The organism is Kluyvera cryocrescens NBRC 102467 (genome assembly GCF_001571285.1).
Lineage (GTDB): Bacteria > Pseudomonadota > Gammaproteobacteria > Enterobacterales > Enterobacteriaceae > Kluyvera > Kluyvera cryocrescens.
The window spans coordinates 331,079-345,251 of sequence record NZ_BCTM01000001.1 but is presented as its reverse complement, the minus strand read 5'-3'; the positions used below and the strand labels follow the sequence as shown (position 1 = coordinate 345,251).

General features: G+C 53.0%; 12 protein-coding genes and 1 pseudogene. 5 read left to right on the top strand and 8 right to left on the bottom strand.

The window, feature by feature from the left end; translation table 11 throughout:
• Positions 1–16 precede the first annotated feature (16 nt).
• The 5 genes and pseudogenes from yeiB to mglC all read left to right on the top strand — a co-directional run.
• Positions 17–1,174: a DUF418 domain-containing protein YeiB gene (gene yeiB, locus KCR01S_RS01635; protein ID WP_061279407.1), complete on the top strand. Its 1,158-nt coding sequence runs from the start codon at positions 17–19 to the stop codon at positions 1,172–1,174.
• A gap of 156 nt (positions 1,175–1,330) precedes the next feature.
• Positions 1,331–2,353, top strand: coding sequence for an HTH-type transcriptional regulator GalS (gene galS / locus KCR01S_RS01630; protein ID WP_061279406.1), 1,023 nt, complete (start codon positions 1,331–1,333; stop codon positions 2,351–2,353).
• A gap of 291 nt (positions 2,354–2,644) precedes the next feature.
• Complete coding sequence (gene mglB / locus KCR01S_RS01625; protein ID WP_061279405.1) at positions 2,645–3,643, top strand: galactose/glucose ABC transporter substrate-binding protein MglB; 999 nt, start codon at positions 2,645–2,647, stop codon at positions 3,641–3,643.
• Positions 3,644–3,717: 74 nt separating this feature from the next.
• Positions 3,718–5,238 carry a galactose/methyl galactoside ABC transporter ATP-binding protein MglA gene (gene mglA / locus KCR01S_RS01620; protein WP_061279404.1) on the top strand — a complete coding sequence of 507 codons (1,521 nt, stop codon included), beginning with the start codon at positions 3,718–3,720 and terminating at the stop codon, positions 5,236–5,238.
• Positions 5,239–5,253: 15 nt separating this feature from the next.
• A pseudogene (mglC, locus tag KCR01S_RS01615) lies at positions 5,254–6,258 on the top strand (galactose/methyl galactoside ABC transporter permease MglC); the annotation flags it as partial.
• 63 nt (positions 6,259–6,321) lie between these two features.
• On the opposite strand, the gene KCR01S_RS23760 reads toward mglC, so the two are convergent.
• From KCR01S_RS23760 to KCR01S_RS01580, 8 genes are all read right to left on the bottom strand, one after another.
• Complete coding sequence (locus KCR01S_RS23760) at positions 6,322–6,777, bottom strand: DUF1097 domain-containing protein (RefSeq protein WP_072277055.1); 456 nt, start codon at positions 6,775–6,777, stop codon at positions 6,322–6,324.
• Positions 6,778–6,821: 44 nt separating this feature from the next.
• Positions 6,822–8,057, bottom strand: coding sequence for an NAD-dependent dihydropyrimidine dehydrogenase subunit PreA (gene preA / locus KCR01S_RS01610; RefSeq protein ID WP_061279403.1), 1,236 nt, complete (start codon positions 8,055–8,057; stop codon positions 6,822–6,824).
• A 2-nt stretch (positions 8,058–8,059) separates the two neighbouring features.
• Positions 8,060–9,292, bottom strand: coding sequence for an FAD-dependent oxidoreductase (locus KCR01S_RS01605; RefSeq protein ID WP_061279402.1), 1,233 nt, complete (start codon positions 9,290–9,292; stop codon positions 8,060–8,062).
• Positions 9,293–9,508: 216 nt separating this feature from the next.
• The gene (sanA, locus tag KCR01S_RS01600) at positions 9,509–10,225 is read right to left on the bottom strand and encodes an outer membrane permeability protein SanA (RefSeq protein ID WP_061279401.1); all 717 of its coding nucleotides are present in this window, start codon (positions 10,223–10,225) and stop codon (positions 9,509–9,511) included.
• Between the two features lie 180 nt (positions 10,226–10,405).
• A complete protein-coding gene (gene cdd, locus KCR01S_RS01595) occupies positions 10,406–11,290 on the bottom strand; it encodes a cytidine deaminase (protein ID WP_061279400.1) in 885 nt (294 codons plus the stop codon).
• 129 nt (positions 11,291–11,419) lie between these two features.
• Positions 11,420–12,115 (bottom strand): CidB/LrgB family autolysis modulator, encoded by a 696-nt coding sequence (locus tag KCR01S_RS01590; RefSeq protein WP_061279399.1) that lies wholly within the window; start codon positions 12,113–12,115, stop codon positions 11,420–11,422.
• A complete protein-coding gene (locus KCR01S_RS01585) occupies positions 12,115–12,513 on the bottom strand; it encodes a CidA/LrgA family protein (RefSeq protein WP_061279398.1) in 399 nt (132 codons plus the stop codon). Before KCR01S_RS01585 ends, KCR01S_RS01590 begins: the two co-directional genes overlap by 1 nt.
• A gap of 264 nt (positions 12,514–12,777) precedes the next feature.
• The gene (locus KCR01S_RS01580; RefSeq protein WP_156478729.1) at positions 12,778–14,169 is read right to left on the bottom strand and encodes a M24 family metallopeptidase; all 1,392 of its coding nucleotides are present in this window, start codon (positions 14,167–14,169) and stop codon (positions 12,778–12,780) included.
• Positions 14,170–14,173: the final 4 nt, after the last annotated feature.

The following is a 14,173-nucleotide window of genomic DNA, read 5'->3' as shown; positions in this document are numbered from 1 at the left end:
TAACGGGGCAGGATACATGGAGCGGAACGTCACGCTGGATTTTATTCGCGGCGTTGCCATACTCGGTATCCTGCTGCTGAACATTAGCGCCTTCGGCCTGCCGAAGGCGGCCTACCTCAACCCGGCCTGGTACGGCGAGATCACCTCGCGCGATGCCTGGACGTGGGCGATTCTCGATCTCTTTGCTCAGGTTAAATTCCTCACGCTGTTTGCGCTGCTGTTCGGTGCCGGATTACAGCTATTGCTTGCGCGCGGGACGCGCTGGATCCAAAGCCGTCTGACCCTGCTGGCGTTGCTGGGATTTATTCACGGGCTACTGTTCTGGGATGGCGATATTCTTCTCGCCTATGCGCTGGTGGGGTTGGTGTGCTGGCGGCTGGTGCGCGAGGCGCGCGATGTTAAATCGCTCTTTAACACCGGCGTGCTGCTCTACGGGGTCGGCGTGGCGGTGTTAATACTGCTGGGGCTGATTGCTGATAACGGACAAAGCCGTTCCTGGGTCCCCGATGCCTCGAGCCTGCTGTATGAACGCTACTGGAAGCTTAATGGCGGTATGGAAGCCATCAGCAATCGCACCGATATGCTATCGGCAAACCTGCTGGCGCTGGGAGCACAGTACGGCTGGCAGTTGGCCGGGATGATGCTCATCGGTGCGTCATTGATGCGCTGCGGTTGGCTAAAAGGGCAGTTCAGTCTGCGTCATTATCGGCGCTGTGCGGCAGTGTGTATTCCGCTAGGGATGCTTATCAACCTGCCGGCTATTATTGCCCAATGGCATCTTAACTGGGATTACCGCTGGTGCGCGTTCCTGCTGCAGGCACCGCGTGAGATCGGCGCGCCAATTCAAACCCTGGGCTATGCGGCGCTGGCCTACGGCTATTGGCCGCAGATCGGCCGATTCCGGTTGTCCGCAGCCGTGGCGCGGGTGGGGCGCATGGCGCTGACCAACTATCTGCTGCAAACCCTTATCTGCACGACGCTGTTCTACCATTTCGGCCTGTTCATGGCCTTTGACCGCCTGACGCTGCTGGCGTTTGTGCTGCCGGTGTGGCTGGTCAACCTTATCTTCTCATGGCTATGGCTACGTTATTTCCGCCAGGGGCCGGTAGAATGGCTGTGGCGACAATTAACCGCGCGGGCGTCAGGGATATCATTCCGCAGCACATTTAGATAACGATCTAGATCACAACCATTAACAAAACGGATGTAACCGTTTCCAGCCCTGTGACCTCTCTCACGTAGTTGCTGCATAGACACTGCCAGAATAGCGCTCTTGCTGGACATAGGGGGTGTAACGTGAATTGCAGCAACTTATTACCGGACGGTGAGTATGATCACCATTCGTGATGTCGCCCGCCAGGCCGGCGTTTCCGTTGCCACGGTATCCCGCGTGCTGAACAACAGCACTCTGGTGAGCCAGGATACTCGCGATGCGGTGATGAAAGCGGTTTCTTCTCTCGGCTACCGGCCCAACGCGAATGCCCAGGCGCTGGCCACCCAGGTCAGCGACACTATCGGTGTGGTAGTGATGGACGTGTCCGACGCCTTCTTTGGCGCACTGGTGAAAGCCGTGGACATGGTCGCCCAGCAGCATCAAAAGTATGTGCTTATCGGCAATAGCTATCACGAAGCGGAAAAAGAACGCCACGCCATTGAGGTCCTGATACGTCAGCGATGCAGCGCGCTTATCGTGCATTCAAAAGCGTTAAGCGATCGTGAGCTTGGTGAGTTCATGGCACATATGCCGGGCATGGTATTAATTAACCGCGTCGTACCAGGCTATGCCCACCGCTGCGTTAGCCTCGATAACATCAGCGGTGCGCTGATGGGCACGCGCATGCTGCTCAATCACGGGCATCAGCGCATTGGCTATCTCGCTTCCAGTCATCATATTGAAGATGACGATATGCGCCGGGAAGGGTGGGCGCGCGCGCTGCAGGAGCAGGGTATTGTGGCGCCGGATAGCTGGGTCGGAACCGGGACGCCTGACATGCCCGGTGGCGAAGCGGCGATGGTTGAGCTGTTAGGGCGCAATGCCGGATTAACCGCCGTATTTGCCTACAACGATAATATGGCCGCCGGAGCACTTAGCGCATTGAAAGACAACGGTATTGCCGTGCCGCAGCAGGTTTCAGTTATTGGTTTTGATGATATTCCCATTGCCCGCTATACCGATCCTCAGCTTACAACCATCCGCTACCCGATTGTTTCTATGGCGAAACAGGCGACTGAACTGGCGCTGCTCGGGGCGGCAGGAAAGCTGGATGGTGAGGCAACACACTGTTTTATGCCGACGCTGGTTCGCCGCCATTCGGTGGCTCAACGGCAATTTGTGCATCCCATCACGAACTAACATGTTCAGCCGATGTAACCGTTTTCAATCTGTGAGTAAATTCACAGATTGTTAACATTGCGATGGCTATGATGGCAGCGTTTAGTCGATTGAAACATGATGTAACGGTGATTAATCACTTTTTATAGCGTATTTCGACCGCAAACGAAGATTAAAGCGTAACCTGGATCGTTACTCAACACGGAAGAACAAATATTTATCAGTGAATTTCGTCGAGCAGTAACATCTTATTAACGCTACCTGCCGACTATTATCATCTGAACTACCCTGCATAATAAAACCGGAGATACCATGAATAAGAAGGTGTTAACCCTGTCTGCCCTGATGGCCAGCATGTTTTTCGGTGCCGCAGCGCACGCAGCCGATACCCGTATTGGTGTGACGATCTATAAATACGACGATAACTTTATGTCCGTTGTGCGCAAAGCTATCGAGAAAGACGCGAAAGCAGCACCTGACGTACAGCTGCTGATGAACGACTCGCAGAACGACCAGTCCAAACAGAACGATCAGATTGACGTGCTGTTGGCAAAAGGCGTGAAAGCGCTGGCGATTAACCTCGTTGACCCTGCTGCGGCGGGTACGGTGATTGAAAAAGCGCGCGGCCAGAACGTGCCAATCGTCTTCTTCAACAAAGAACCTTCTCGTAAAGCGCTGGATAGCTACGACAAAGCTTTCTATGTTGGGACTGACTCCAAAGAGTCCGGCATCATCCAGGGCGATCTGATTGCTAAACACTGGGCGGCAAACCCGAACTGGGATCTGAACAAAGACGGTCAGGTACAGTTCGTTCTGCTGAAAGGCGAACCTGGCCACCCGGATGCTGAAGCACGTACCACCTACGTTATCAAAGAGCTGAATGATAAGGGTCTGAAAACTCAGCAGCTGGCGCTGGATACCGCGATGTGGGATACCGCTCAGGCTAAAGATAAGATGGATGCATGGCTGTCCGGCCCGAACGCCAACAAAATTGAAGTCGTGATCGCGAACAACGATGCGATGGCAATGGGTGCGGTTGAAGCGCTGAAAGCACACAACAAATCCTCTATCCCAGTCTTCGGTGTTGATGCCCTGCCTGAAGCCCTGGCGCTGGTGAAATCTGGTGCGATGGCCGGTACCGTGCTGAACGATGCTAACAACCAGGCGAAAGCGACCTTTGATCTGGCGAAAAACCTCGCCGATGGTAAAGGTGCAGCCGACGGCACTAACTGGAAAATTGAGAACAAAATCGTCCGCGTACCTTACGTTGGCGTAGATAAAGACAACCTTAGCGAATTCACCGGTAAGTAATCTTTAATTATATATGGCGCACATTCGTGCGCCATATAAATACTGACGCAGAAATATCGCAGCCAGGTACAATTATGGACAACAATAATAGAGAGCCGTCTGGTGAATTCTTGTTGGAAATGAGCCAGATCAACAAGTCATTTCCGGGCGTAAAAGCACTCGATAATGTTAACCTGAAAGTTCGTCCCCATTCTATCCATGCATTAATGGGTGAGAACGGCGCGGGCAAATCAACGTTATTAAAATGTCTATTTGGAATCTACCAAAAAGATTCCGGCAGTATTTTATTTCAGGGCAAAGAAATTGATTTCCATTCGGCGAAAGAAGCGCTAGAAAATGGGATTTCGATGGTCCACCAGGAACTTAATCTGGTATTACAACGTTCGGTGATGGACAACATGTGGTTGGGGCGCTATCCCACCAAAGGCATGTTTGTCGATCAGGATAAAATGTATCGTGATACCAAAGCCATCTTTGACGAGTTGGATATTGATATCGATCCGCGCGCTCGCGTAGGGACCTTATCCGTTTCGCAGATGCAGATGATTGAAATCGCCAAGGCCTTCTCCTATAACGCGAAAATCGTGATTATGGATGAGCCGACGTCATCGCTGACGGAAAAAGAGGTGAACCATCTGTTCTCCATCATCCGTAAGCTTAAAGATCGCGGCTGCGGCATTGTCTATATCTCGCACAAGATGGAAGAGATCTTCCAGCTGTGTGATGAAATTACCGTTCTGCGCGATGGGCAGTGGATTGCTACCCAACCGCTGGAAGGTCTGGATATGGACAAGATCATCGCCATGATGGTTGGTCGTTCGCTGAACCAGCGCTTCCCGGACCGCCAGAACACGCCGGGTGAGGTGATTCTCGATGTTCAGCACCTGACCTCACTACGCCAGCCGTCGATTCGCGATGTGTCGTTCCAGCTACGCAAAGGTGAAATCCTCGGTATTGCTGGTCTGGTAGGGGCAAAACGTACCGATATCGTCGAGACGCTGTTTGGCGTGCGCGAAAAGTCGGGCGGTACCATTACGCTGCACGGTAAGAAAATTAATAACCACAGCGCTAACGAAGCCATTAATAACGGTTTTGCGCTGGTGACCGAAGAGCGTCGCTCTACCGGTATTTACGCCTATCTTGATATTGGATTTAACTCATTAATTTCCAATATTAAGAATTATAAAAATAAAGTGGGTCTGCTGGATAATTCTCGCATGAAGAGTGATACCCAATGGGTTATTGACTCCATGCGTGTTAAAACACCAGGGCACCATACGCAAATTGGTTCATTGTCTGGCGGTAACCAGCAAAAGGTTATTATTGGTCGCTGGTTGTTAACCCAACCTGAAATTTTAATGCTTGATGAACCAACCCGCGGCATTGATGTTGGGGCGAAATTTGAAATTTATCAATTAATCGCTGAGCTGGCGAAGAAAGATAAAGGAATTATGATTATTTCTTCAGAAATGCCTGAGCTGCTGGGAATTACTGACCGCATCCTTGTCATGAGTAATGGCATGGTCGCCGGGATTGTCGAAACGAAAACAACAACGCAAAACGAAATTCTCCGTCTTGCGTCATTGCATCTTTAATCGCAGGGGCTCGAGATGAGTACGTTAAATAAAAAAAGCTTTCTGAGTTATCTGAAAGATGGCGGCATCTACGTCGTTCTTTTGGTTCTGTTGGCCATTATTATTATCCAGGACCCGACTTTCTTAAGTCTGTTGAACCTCAGTAACATCCTGACCCAGTCTTCCGTCCGTATTATCATTGCGCTGGGTGTGGCTGGCCTTATCGTCACCCAAGGGACCGACCTCTCTGCCGGCCGTCAGGTTGGCCTTGCGGCGGTTATTGCGGCGACGCTGCTGCAATCCATGGAGAATGCCAATAAGGTCTTCCCTGAGATGGCGACGATGCCGATTTTCGTAGTGGTACTGATTGTCTGCGCAATTGGTGCCGTTATCGGCCTGATTAACGGCATTATCATTGCTTACCTTAACGTGACGCCGTTTATCACCACCCTGGGCACCATGATTATCGTTTACGGGATCAACTCACTGTACTACGACTTCGTGGGCGCATCGCCAATTTCCGGCTTTGACAGCGGCTTCTCAACCTTCGCGCAAGGGTTTATTGCGCTGGGCAGTTTCCGTCTGTCTTACATCACCTTCTATGCGCTGATCGCCGTTGCCTTCGTCTGGGTGCTGTGGAATAAAACCCGCTTTGGTAAAAACATCTTCGCCATCGGCGGTAACCCGGAAGCGGCAAAAGTCTCTGGCGTTAACGTAGCGCTGAACCTGCTGGTGATTTATGCGCTGTCCGGCGTGTTCTATGCCTTCGGCGGTCTGCTGGAAGCGGGCCGTATCGGCTCGGCAACCAACAACTTAGGCTTTATGTATGAGCTGGATGCGATTGCAGCCTGCGTGGTGGGCGGCGTGTCGTTCAGCGGCGGCGTCGGTACCGTTGTGGGCGTGGTGACCGGTGTTATCATCTTCACCGTTATCAACTACGGTCTGACTTATATCGGCGTGAACCCGTACTGGCAGTACATTATCAAAGGCGCGATCATTATCTTTGCGGTGGCGCTGGATTCACTGAAATACGCGCGTAAGAGTAATTCACGCAGACAAAAAAGCCAGCAGATGCTGGGCTTTTTTACGTCTTGTCGTTTGCAGCTATCTGCTGCTGTGAGCGGCAATATACAGCCCACTATTTTTCATTGCATAGCCAAACAACAACCCGATCAGCAGTGCGGGGAGCGCCGCACGCCAGTTACCGTCACAGGCGAAAGTCGTACAGGCACCGATAAATGTTCCGGGTACGAACGAAAGTAAGCCATTTTTGGCCTGAAAACACATGGCAAAAGCCACAATCCCGGTTAATACATAACTTACCACTGAAAATGCGGGTGATAGCGCGCTGCCATAGATAATGACCTCTGCCCAGAATATGCCGCTCAGCAGTGTGCAAAACGATATTCCCAACCCTCTAATTCCGCCCTGCGGGCAGGCAAAGTATGCGGTACAGCCCAGAAATCCAGCCCAGTTCAGTAAGCCCCAACTGACAGCAATCCAACCCCAAATACCGGATAAAACTCCCGTCGTTAGCGCAATGGCAACAAGTGGACTCATAGCATTTTCCATCCGGCCCGCAAAGCAGGCCGAAAGTCAGGGTGTTAAAGCGCAACCGCGTGCTCTTTTTCACCAGGTTTAAATACCACGTTCCCAAGGTCAATACAGGCCACCGGGCAGACATGACCGCATAACAGGCAACCGACGCATTTTTCCGTATTGCAATGCGGTGTACGGCTTTCCTCATCCCACTCCATTGCCTGGTGTCCGCCGTCATAGCAGGAGATATAGCAACGGCCGCAACCCACGCATTTATCCTGATTGATATGCGGATAAACAATGTAGCTGCGGTCGAGCTCTTCGGCGGGGACGATATTGTGGTTTGCCAGCCCGACCATTTCGTCAAGCGATGCAAAGCCCTGGTCCGCCAGGTAGTGGGATAGGCCGCTAATCATATCTTCGACGATGCGGTAGCCGTACTGCATGATGCCGGTCGTAACCTGCAGCGTGGCGGCACCCAGTAGTAAAAATTCGGCAGCGTCTTCCCAGGTTTCAATTCCACCTATGCCGCTGATGGGGAAATCGTGCAATCCAGGATGCGTTCTTAGCTGTTGAATAAAACGCAGGGCAATAGGTTTCACGGCTTTACCTGAATAGCCTGATACACTGGACTTACCGTTTACTATCGGCATCCCAATTTTACGATTCAGGTCGATATTGGTAATCGACTTAACGGTGTTGATGGTAGCGATGCCATCCGCACCGCCGCGTTTAGCGGCCAGCGCAACCTCGCACATATCGCCAATATTCGGCGTCATTTTGGCAAGCATCGGCAAAGAAGTGCCTCGTTTCACCGCCCTGCAATATTTTTCTACCAGTTCAGGACTTTGCCCAACGTCGCTGCCCATGGCGTGAGAGGTCATCTGCGGGCAAGAGAAGTTGCATTCAATCATATCGGCGCCGGCGTCTTCCACCCGTTTTGCCAGGTCCTGCCACTGCTGCTCATTTTCACCCATGATCGAAGCGATCAGCACTTTGTCGGGGTAATCGTGTTTGAGTCGGCGGATAGCGGCCAGATTTTCCACCAGCGGGTGCTCGGCTATCTGCTCCATATTTTTAAAGCCAATGAAACCGGTATCCTCTTTGGTCAGGTGATCAAAGCGCGGTGAAACCTCGTTAGCGATAAAGAAACCGATAGTTTTAAATACGATGCCACCCCAACCGCTATCGTAGGCTTTGGCGCACATTTCATAGCAGTTGCCAACCGGGGAAGAGGAGAGGCAGAACGGGTTGGGGAATTTCACGCCACAGAAGGTAATAGAGAGATCTTTGGTCAACATGATTACGCCTCCTCTAAATAGTGATGAATAGCCTGAGCGGCTTCTTTCCCGGTTTTCACGGCGTAAACCACGGTTTTATCTCCCTGAACGATATCACCCGCGGCGAACACGGCGGGGTCAGCGGTCTGGTAATGCTGCGTCTCCACGGTATTGCGCTGGACCTGAATACCGGCAAAGGCTTCCAGTTCAGCATGCTGGCCGACGGCGAGAATAATCTGCTCGGCGGTTAGCGTGAGTTCACCTGGCAAGCGAACATGTTTGAAGGTTACTTTGTTGCCCACCGCAGCGGTTGGCGTAAAGCCATCAATAATCGACACCCCTAAGGCCTGAGTGGTGGTGAACTCTTTGACGCTGGCCGGGAATTCGGCTAACTCCTCGCGCGCGACGCAGGTCACCGACTCACAGCCCAGCACTTTTAGCGTGCTGGCAACGTCCATAGCCACGTCGCCGCCGCCGATAATCAGCGCGCTTTGCGGCACGGTGATGTTGCCGCTGTGAGCGCGGGCGCGGTGTAAGAAGTCGACGGCGATTTCAACTGGGCTCGCGTCGTTAAACAGCGGCAGCGTGGCACCTTTAGACAGGCCAACGGTCAGCAGAACCGCACGATAGTCGTCTTTAAGCTGCGCCAGCGTCATCGTTTTTCCTACCTCGCATCCACAGCGAAGGGTGACCCCCATTTCAACGATGCGGCTGATTTCACCGTCGAGCACCGACTGCGGCAGCCGGAATTCCGGAATGCCGTGGCGCAGCCAGCCGCCGGGCTGTGACTCTTTTTCAAACAGGGTGACGTCGTAGCCGAGATTGCTCAGCGTGACGCTGGCTTGTAATCCTGCCGGGCCTGCGCCCACAATTGCGATTTTGCCCTTATCTTTGCGGCCGGGCTGGTACACCTTCATTTTCGTTTGCTGTTCAAAATCAGTGACAAAACGCTGCAATCGGGCGATATCAATTGGCGTGTCAATGCCCGAACGTGAACAGCCGTGCTGGCATAATTTTTCCGTTGGGCAAACTCGGGCGCAAACTGCACCTAGCGCATTATTTTCTCGAATGGTTTCGGCAGCGCCTTTCAGATTTCGAAAGTAGACTGAACGTATAAATTTGCCTGGATTGGTTTCGGCTGGGCAGGATTGGCTGCAAGGCGCATCGTGGCACAGCAGGCAGCGTGAGGCTTCTTTTATTGCCAGCAGCGGCGTGAAGGCGGGAATAAGCTCATCCAGATAATCGTGTTGCGACATAGAGGATCCTTAATGATTAGTTTAATTAAGGCAAATGAAGTGAAACAACTCGATAAAGGCTAAGCGTAAGCGGGGGATGGATTTGTGAAAATGTTCACAAATAACCGTTGATTTGGTGTGGGTATTAGCTAATCGCAAGAATACCTTATTTGCGAACAGGAACGATTAACTCAATGAATCTCACTTGAGGTGAGGGAAGCGCTCATCGCACGGTGATTATGACTTCTTTTTCTGCAATTCCAGCAGCTGCTCTGGCGTGACCGCCGGATAACCCTGAGCATCTTCCGGCAGCGACTGCTGGGCCGGAATCGGGATCAGCGGGCCCAGGAATCGCGGCTCACGTTTGAAGAGATAGAGGTCAGCCAGCGCGCCGAAGCGAGCGCCGAACTCGCGCAGGCGTACGCTCCACATATCTTTCGGTGACGGGACGGCGTAGCACTGCGCCTGAATGCCCATATGCAGAGCGATAAACAACGCCCGCTCGCAGTGGAATCGCTGGGTGATGATGATGAAATCGTTGGTGTCGAATACCTTGCGGGTACGCACGATGGAGTCGAGCGTCCTGAAACCGGCGTAATCGAGCACGATATCTTCCGGCGCTACGCCAGCTTTTATCAGGTCGCGGCGCATGGTCATTGGTTCGTTGTAGCTTTGCAGCGCGTTGTCGCCGCTCAGCAGCAGGTAGTTGACCTTGCCACTGTTATAGGCGTTTAGCGCGCCCTGCATACGATAGCGATAATACTGATTGATAACACCGGTACGATAATATTTGGCGGTGCCGAGCACAACGCCGACCTGGCGGTAGGGCAGGTCCTGCAGCTCATCGTAGATATAGGGAGCGGTTTTCCAGCTCATCCAGCGGTCAAGACCAAGCACAGTTATCAGCAGCAGGCCGCACAGGACTAACAGGCTGTATAACACACGCTTTAACATGAACTTGACTCAATAGTGGACGAGGAAGACATCAGGCTACTGTACCCGCCTTGCAAGCGCAAGAAACCATCGTTTAATTGCGGGGAAATTCGACAATTACGCCGTCTGAGCCAGCGTCGTACAGCAAAGAGATCCCGGAGTCAGCGTTTGCATGCGTCATCCGGGGTTCGTAGAGGGTTATCAGCCTAACAACACGCGATCGATATTGTTGCAGCCCAGCGCTTTGAGCGTCGCGGTGGTGGCGTCCCATTGGATAAGCGGTGCATCGGCGCGTTCGGCCAGAATGGCACGCTGAATATCCGGATAGTCATAGCCGTTGAGACTCAGCAGGTTCAACGCACCCTGCAGCGGTGGCAGCGTCGGGTTAAAGGCGGCGTTTTCCGCGTAGCTACCGCTGAAAATCGAACCGTCGCGCAGTTCCAGCGCCACGCCGGAGGGGGATTTGCTGTACGGCGTGTGGCTTTTGTTGGCGGCTTTAATTGCCGCCTGTGCCAGCGCGTCGCCCTCAAGCGGATAGCCGTGATCCTGTTCATCCATCAGCAGCGTTTTGATATCCAGATCTTTTGGCCCAAAGGCATCCGGCAGGTAATCCTGTAGGGTATGCGGTTGGCGACCCGGCAAATTGATGCGCAGCGACAGACCGCTGTTCAGTTCATTCATAAACTGACGGCAGTGGCCGCATGGGGTGTAGTTGACGGTGATCGCCTGCAGCGCTTTTTCACCGCGCAGCCAGGCGTGGCTAATGGCGCTCTGTTCAGCATGAACGGTTTGCTGCATGGTTGCGCCGAGAAATTCCATATTGCCGCCGAAGTACCAGGTGCCGCTGACGCCACGCGCAATTGCGCCGACGTTAAACTTGGACAGATCCGCGCGGGCGCAGGCGGCGGCCAGCGGTAGAAGCGCAAAAGCGAGCGCGTCTTCGTCCAGCCCCGTCGCTTTTTGCAGCGATGAGACCTGCTCGGCGCTTAGCTCGGCAGGGAAATGCGGATCGGCTAGCAGCGGGGCGATAGCGGTCTGCAGATCTGCCGCCAGTTGCGTAAAAGCAGATTGAAAACGTGGATGCATGGCGTTGTGCCTCATAACAATGTAATGGGATCGTAGTGTACGGGGCGCGCTCGTCTTAATTAGTGATCAATATCTCATTGTTAATGCAACGCATGTAACATCATATAAAAATGTGTGATTTGTCTCGTTTTATCCCATCACCGCCAGAATAACCGGGAACAGGAACGGGGCAATCAGCGAAGTAATGATGCCGCAGATGACCAATGCCAGCGAACTAAACGCGCCTTCCTGGTAATCCAGCTCGGCGCAGCGGGCGGTACCCAGAGCGTGCGAAGCGGTCCCCATCGACAGCCCACGCGAGGCTTTGGTGGTAATACGCATCAGGTTGAGCAGCGTATGGCCAAAGACCGCGCCAAGAATACCAACATAAATAACGCACACGGCGCTGATGGCAGGGATCCCGCCAATACTGCCGCTCACCGCCATGGCAATCGGCGTGGTAACCGATTTCGGTAGAATAGAGGCGGCGATTTGCGGTGATGCCCCCATCATCAGTGCGACGGATGTGCCGGTGATCATTGCTACCGCGCTACCGATAAAGCAGATGGTGATGATGGATTTCCAACGCGCGCGAATCTGGTGCAGCTGTTCATACAGCGGATAGGCGAGGGCGACCACCGCCGGTTGCAGCAGGTCGTTTAACACTTCGCTGCCTTTAAAGTAGTGATCGTAGGGGATCCCGGTCAGCATCAGGAAGGGAATGATCACCACCATCGACACCAGCAGCGGGTTGAGCAGCGGCATTTTAAAACGTGCGCCCAGCTTACGGGCGGCAAAAAAGACAGCTAAGGTCAGCGGTAGCGACCACCATATATAATGCAGCATTATTTTTTCGCCTCTTCCTGGCCAACAACTTTACGTTCACCGTGAACCAGATGTGAACTCCAGCTCACCACCACCAACACCACGAGAGTACTGATGGTACAGGACACTACAACCGGGCCAAACTGGGCGCTTAATAGCGAGAAGTACTGCATCACGCCGACGCCAATCGGCACAAACAGCAGCGCCATATAGCGAATCAGCACGTAGCAGCCGGGGTTAACCCATTTGGCGGGCAGAATTTGCAGCCCTAGCAGAATGAAGAGGATCAGCATCCCGATAATGCTGCCGGGAATGGTAATCGGCAGCAGCGACGCAATAAAAATACCGGCGTAAAGACAGGCGTAAATCAGGACGAATGCACGCAGGTATTGCCAGATGATATTCAGTGATTTGAGCATGGGATTCACCTTTCGTGGAATGCATTCATCATACAATTAAACCCTAAAGTGTGCTACCGATCACACCATGAATTCTGAGCATACCTGATATAGATAAGCGGAACATCAGGCATCTGACCGGATAACTCTGCTGTTTCTATAAGATAAGGCAAATAGCCACCGTGCGCCGCCTGGTGGCGCTACGCTTATCAAGCCTACAGAAAGACCTGTATATGTCGGGTAAGGCGTAGCCGCCACCCGACATATACACCAACCCCTGAAATATCACTCAACCGAACAAACCAACGCTTTATCTTTGGCCAGCATAAACGGTCGCAAATACCCCACGCTGTTGGATAGCGGGATCACATCATCGCTGATGGCAATCTTCAGTACGTCGCGAATATAGCTGCGACGTGCTTCAATACGCGCCCACAGATCCGGATAATCCGCGGCGATCGCTTGCTGTAGCGCCGCATCCGCCAGCGCTACGCTCTCTTCGGCACTCACCCCGGTATAACCCGGCACCGAAGGGATAATATCGATCTGTAAAATCATCCCGCTTTTTAACGCCTCGTTTGACGCTGGATAGACCGGTGACGACATCCACTCTTCGTCGGCGCTCAGGTGACCCGGATTCAGATGCCAACCGTAGGTTTCCTTTGGCAGCACGCTGTCGATAAGGCTGTACAGTTCACCCCCCGCCATGCCTATCTGAACATTCTCCAGCCAGCTCGCGACCGCGCCAAAGTACGGCTTCGCTACGCGCGCTAAATAATCCTGCTGATTTTCCGGCAGCTCGCTTTCATCGGCAATCACAAACCCGGTGCGGCTAGAGAGCCCTCCCTTAAAGCCGGTGGTCATCGACAGCGGCTGGCCGTGCTCAACCGGTTTATAGGTTGGATAAAGATTGGCTTTTGCAAAGCGCGGCCCAGCGGCGGCAATGGTGACTACCGTTTGATACTGTCCTTCAGCGGCCAGCAGTGCGCCCAGTTCGGTTTCACGAATCCCCGGCGTGACGGCGTCCAGCGCAGTAAGCATGCAGTTTGAAGCGAGGTTGGCACCGTATTCATAATGGGCGATTTCATTGGCATTGTTGACCGTTCTCACCCCTTTATCACTGCGAATAAACAGATGCGCGGCGTTCACCAGATCCGCGTGGGTGCTGTTCTTGACGGCTTCCACGATAAACCACGGTAGGTCAAAGAGTTTGGCGTTATCGGTATGCGCGGCGGTAAACATCTTCCAGCCGACCAGACCAATTTTCGACATTGTGCTGAGCCCGGTCTCGTTGAACAACTGGGCCAGCGGCTTTTCGTTATCCATCGGCTGGTTGGGCAGGGAAAACAGCGGACAGTGTTTGAGGGTAACCGGCAGACGCGAATACTGCGCCATCTTCAGGTTTTCATTGCCCAGAATGGAGGTGGCGTGGCCGGATTTATCCAGCACCAGCAGCCCTTCTTCAAAGCGCGGTATAAACCCGGTGAGGTATTCAAAGTTGCCACCATGCTCTTTATCGGCGTAAATCACCAGGGCGTCGAAGCGTTCTTCGCGCATACGTTCCAGCAGCTTATTTTTACGCGCCAGCAGGGTAGCATCGGTTAATAAAACCGGCGGCACATCGCGAAACTGCTGCGGGGCTGGCGCCGTCTGTAGCTGGATAACTTTCGAATTCATGATT

Bases quoted from the DNA above. Each gene is read 5' to 3' on its own strand.
- yeiB (WP_061279407.1), top strand. From the start codon at position 17: ATGGAGCGGAACGTCACGCTGGATTTTATTCGCGGCGTTGCCATACTC.
- galS (WP_061279406.1), top strand. From the start codon at position 1,331: ATGATCACCATTCGTGATGTCGCCCGCCAGGCCGGCGTTTCCGTTGCC.
- mglB (WP_061279405.1), top strand. From the start codon at position 2,645: ATGAATAAGAAGGTGTTAACCCTGTCTGCCCTGATGGCCAGCATGTTT.
- mglA (WP_061279404.1), top strand. From the start codon at position 3,718: ATGGACAACAATAATAGAGAGCCGTCTGGTGAATTCTTGTTGGAAATG.
- KCR01S_RS23760 (WP_072277055.1), bottom strand. From the start codon at position 6,777: ATGAGTCCACTTGTTGCCATTGCGCTAACGACGGGAGTTTTATCCGGT.
- preA (WP_061279403.1), bottom strand. From the start codon at position 8,057: ATGTTGACCAAAGATCTCTCTATTACCTTCTGTGGCGTGAAATTCCCC.
- KCR01S_RS01605 (WP_061279402.1), bottom strand. From the start codon at position 9,292: ATGTCGCAACACGATTATCTGGATGAGCTTATTCCCGCCTTCACGCCG.
- sanA (WP_061279401.1), bottom strand. From the start codon at position 10,225: ATGTTAAAGCGTGTGTTATACAGCCTGTTAGTCCTGTGCGGCCTGCTG.
- cdd (WP_061279400.1), bottom strand. From the start codon at position 11,290: ATGCATCCACGTTTTCAATCTGCTTTTACGCAACTGGCGGCAGATCTG.
- KCR01S_RS01590 (WP_061279399.1), bottom strand. From the start codon at position 12,115: ATGCTGCATTATATATGGTGGTCGCTACCGCTGACCTTAGCTGTCTTT.
- KCR01S_RS01585 (WP_061279398.1), bottom strand. From the start codon at position 12,513: ATGCTCAAATCACTGAATATCATCTGGCAATACCTGCGTGCATTCGTC.
- KCR01S_RS01580 (WP_156478729.1), bottom strand. From the start codon at position 14,169: ATGAATTCGAAAGTTATCCAGCTACAGACGGCGCCAGCCCCGCAGCAG.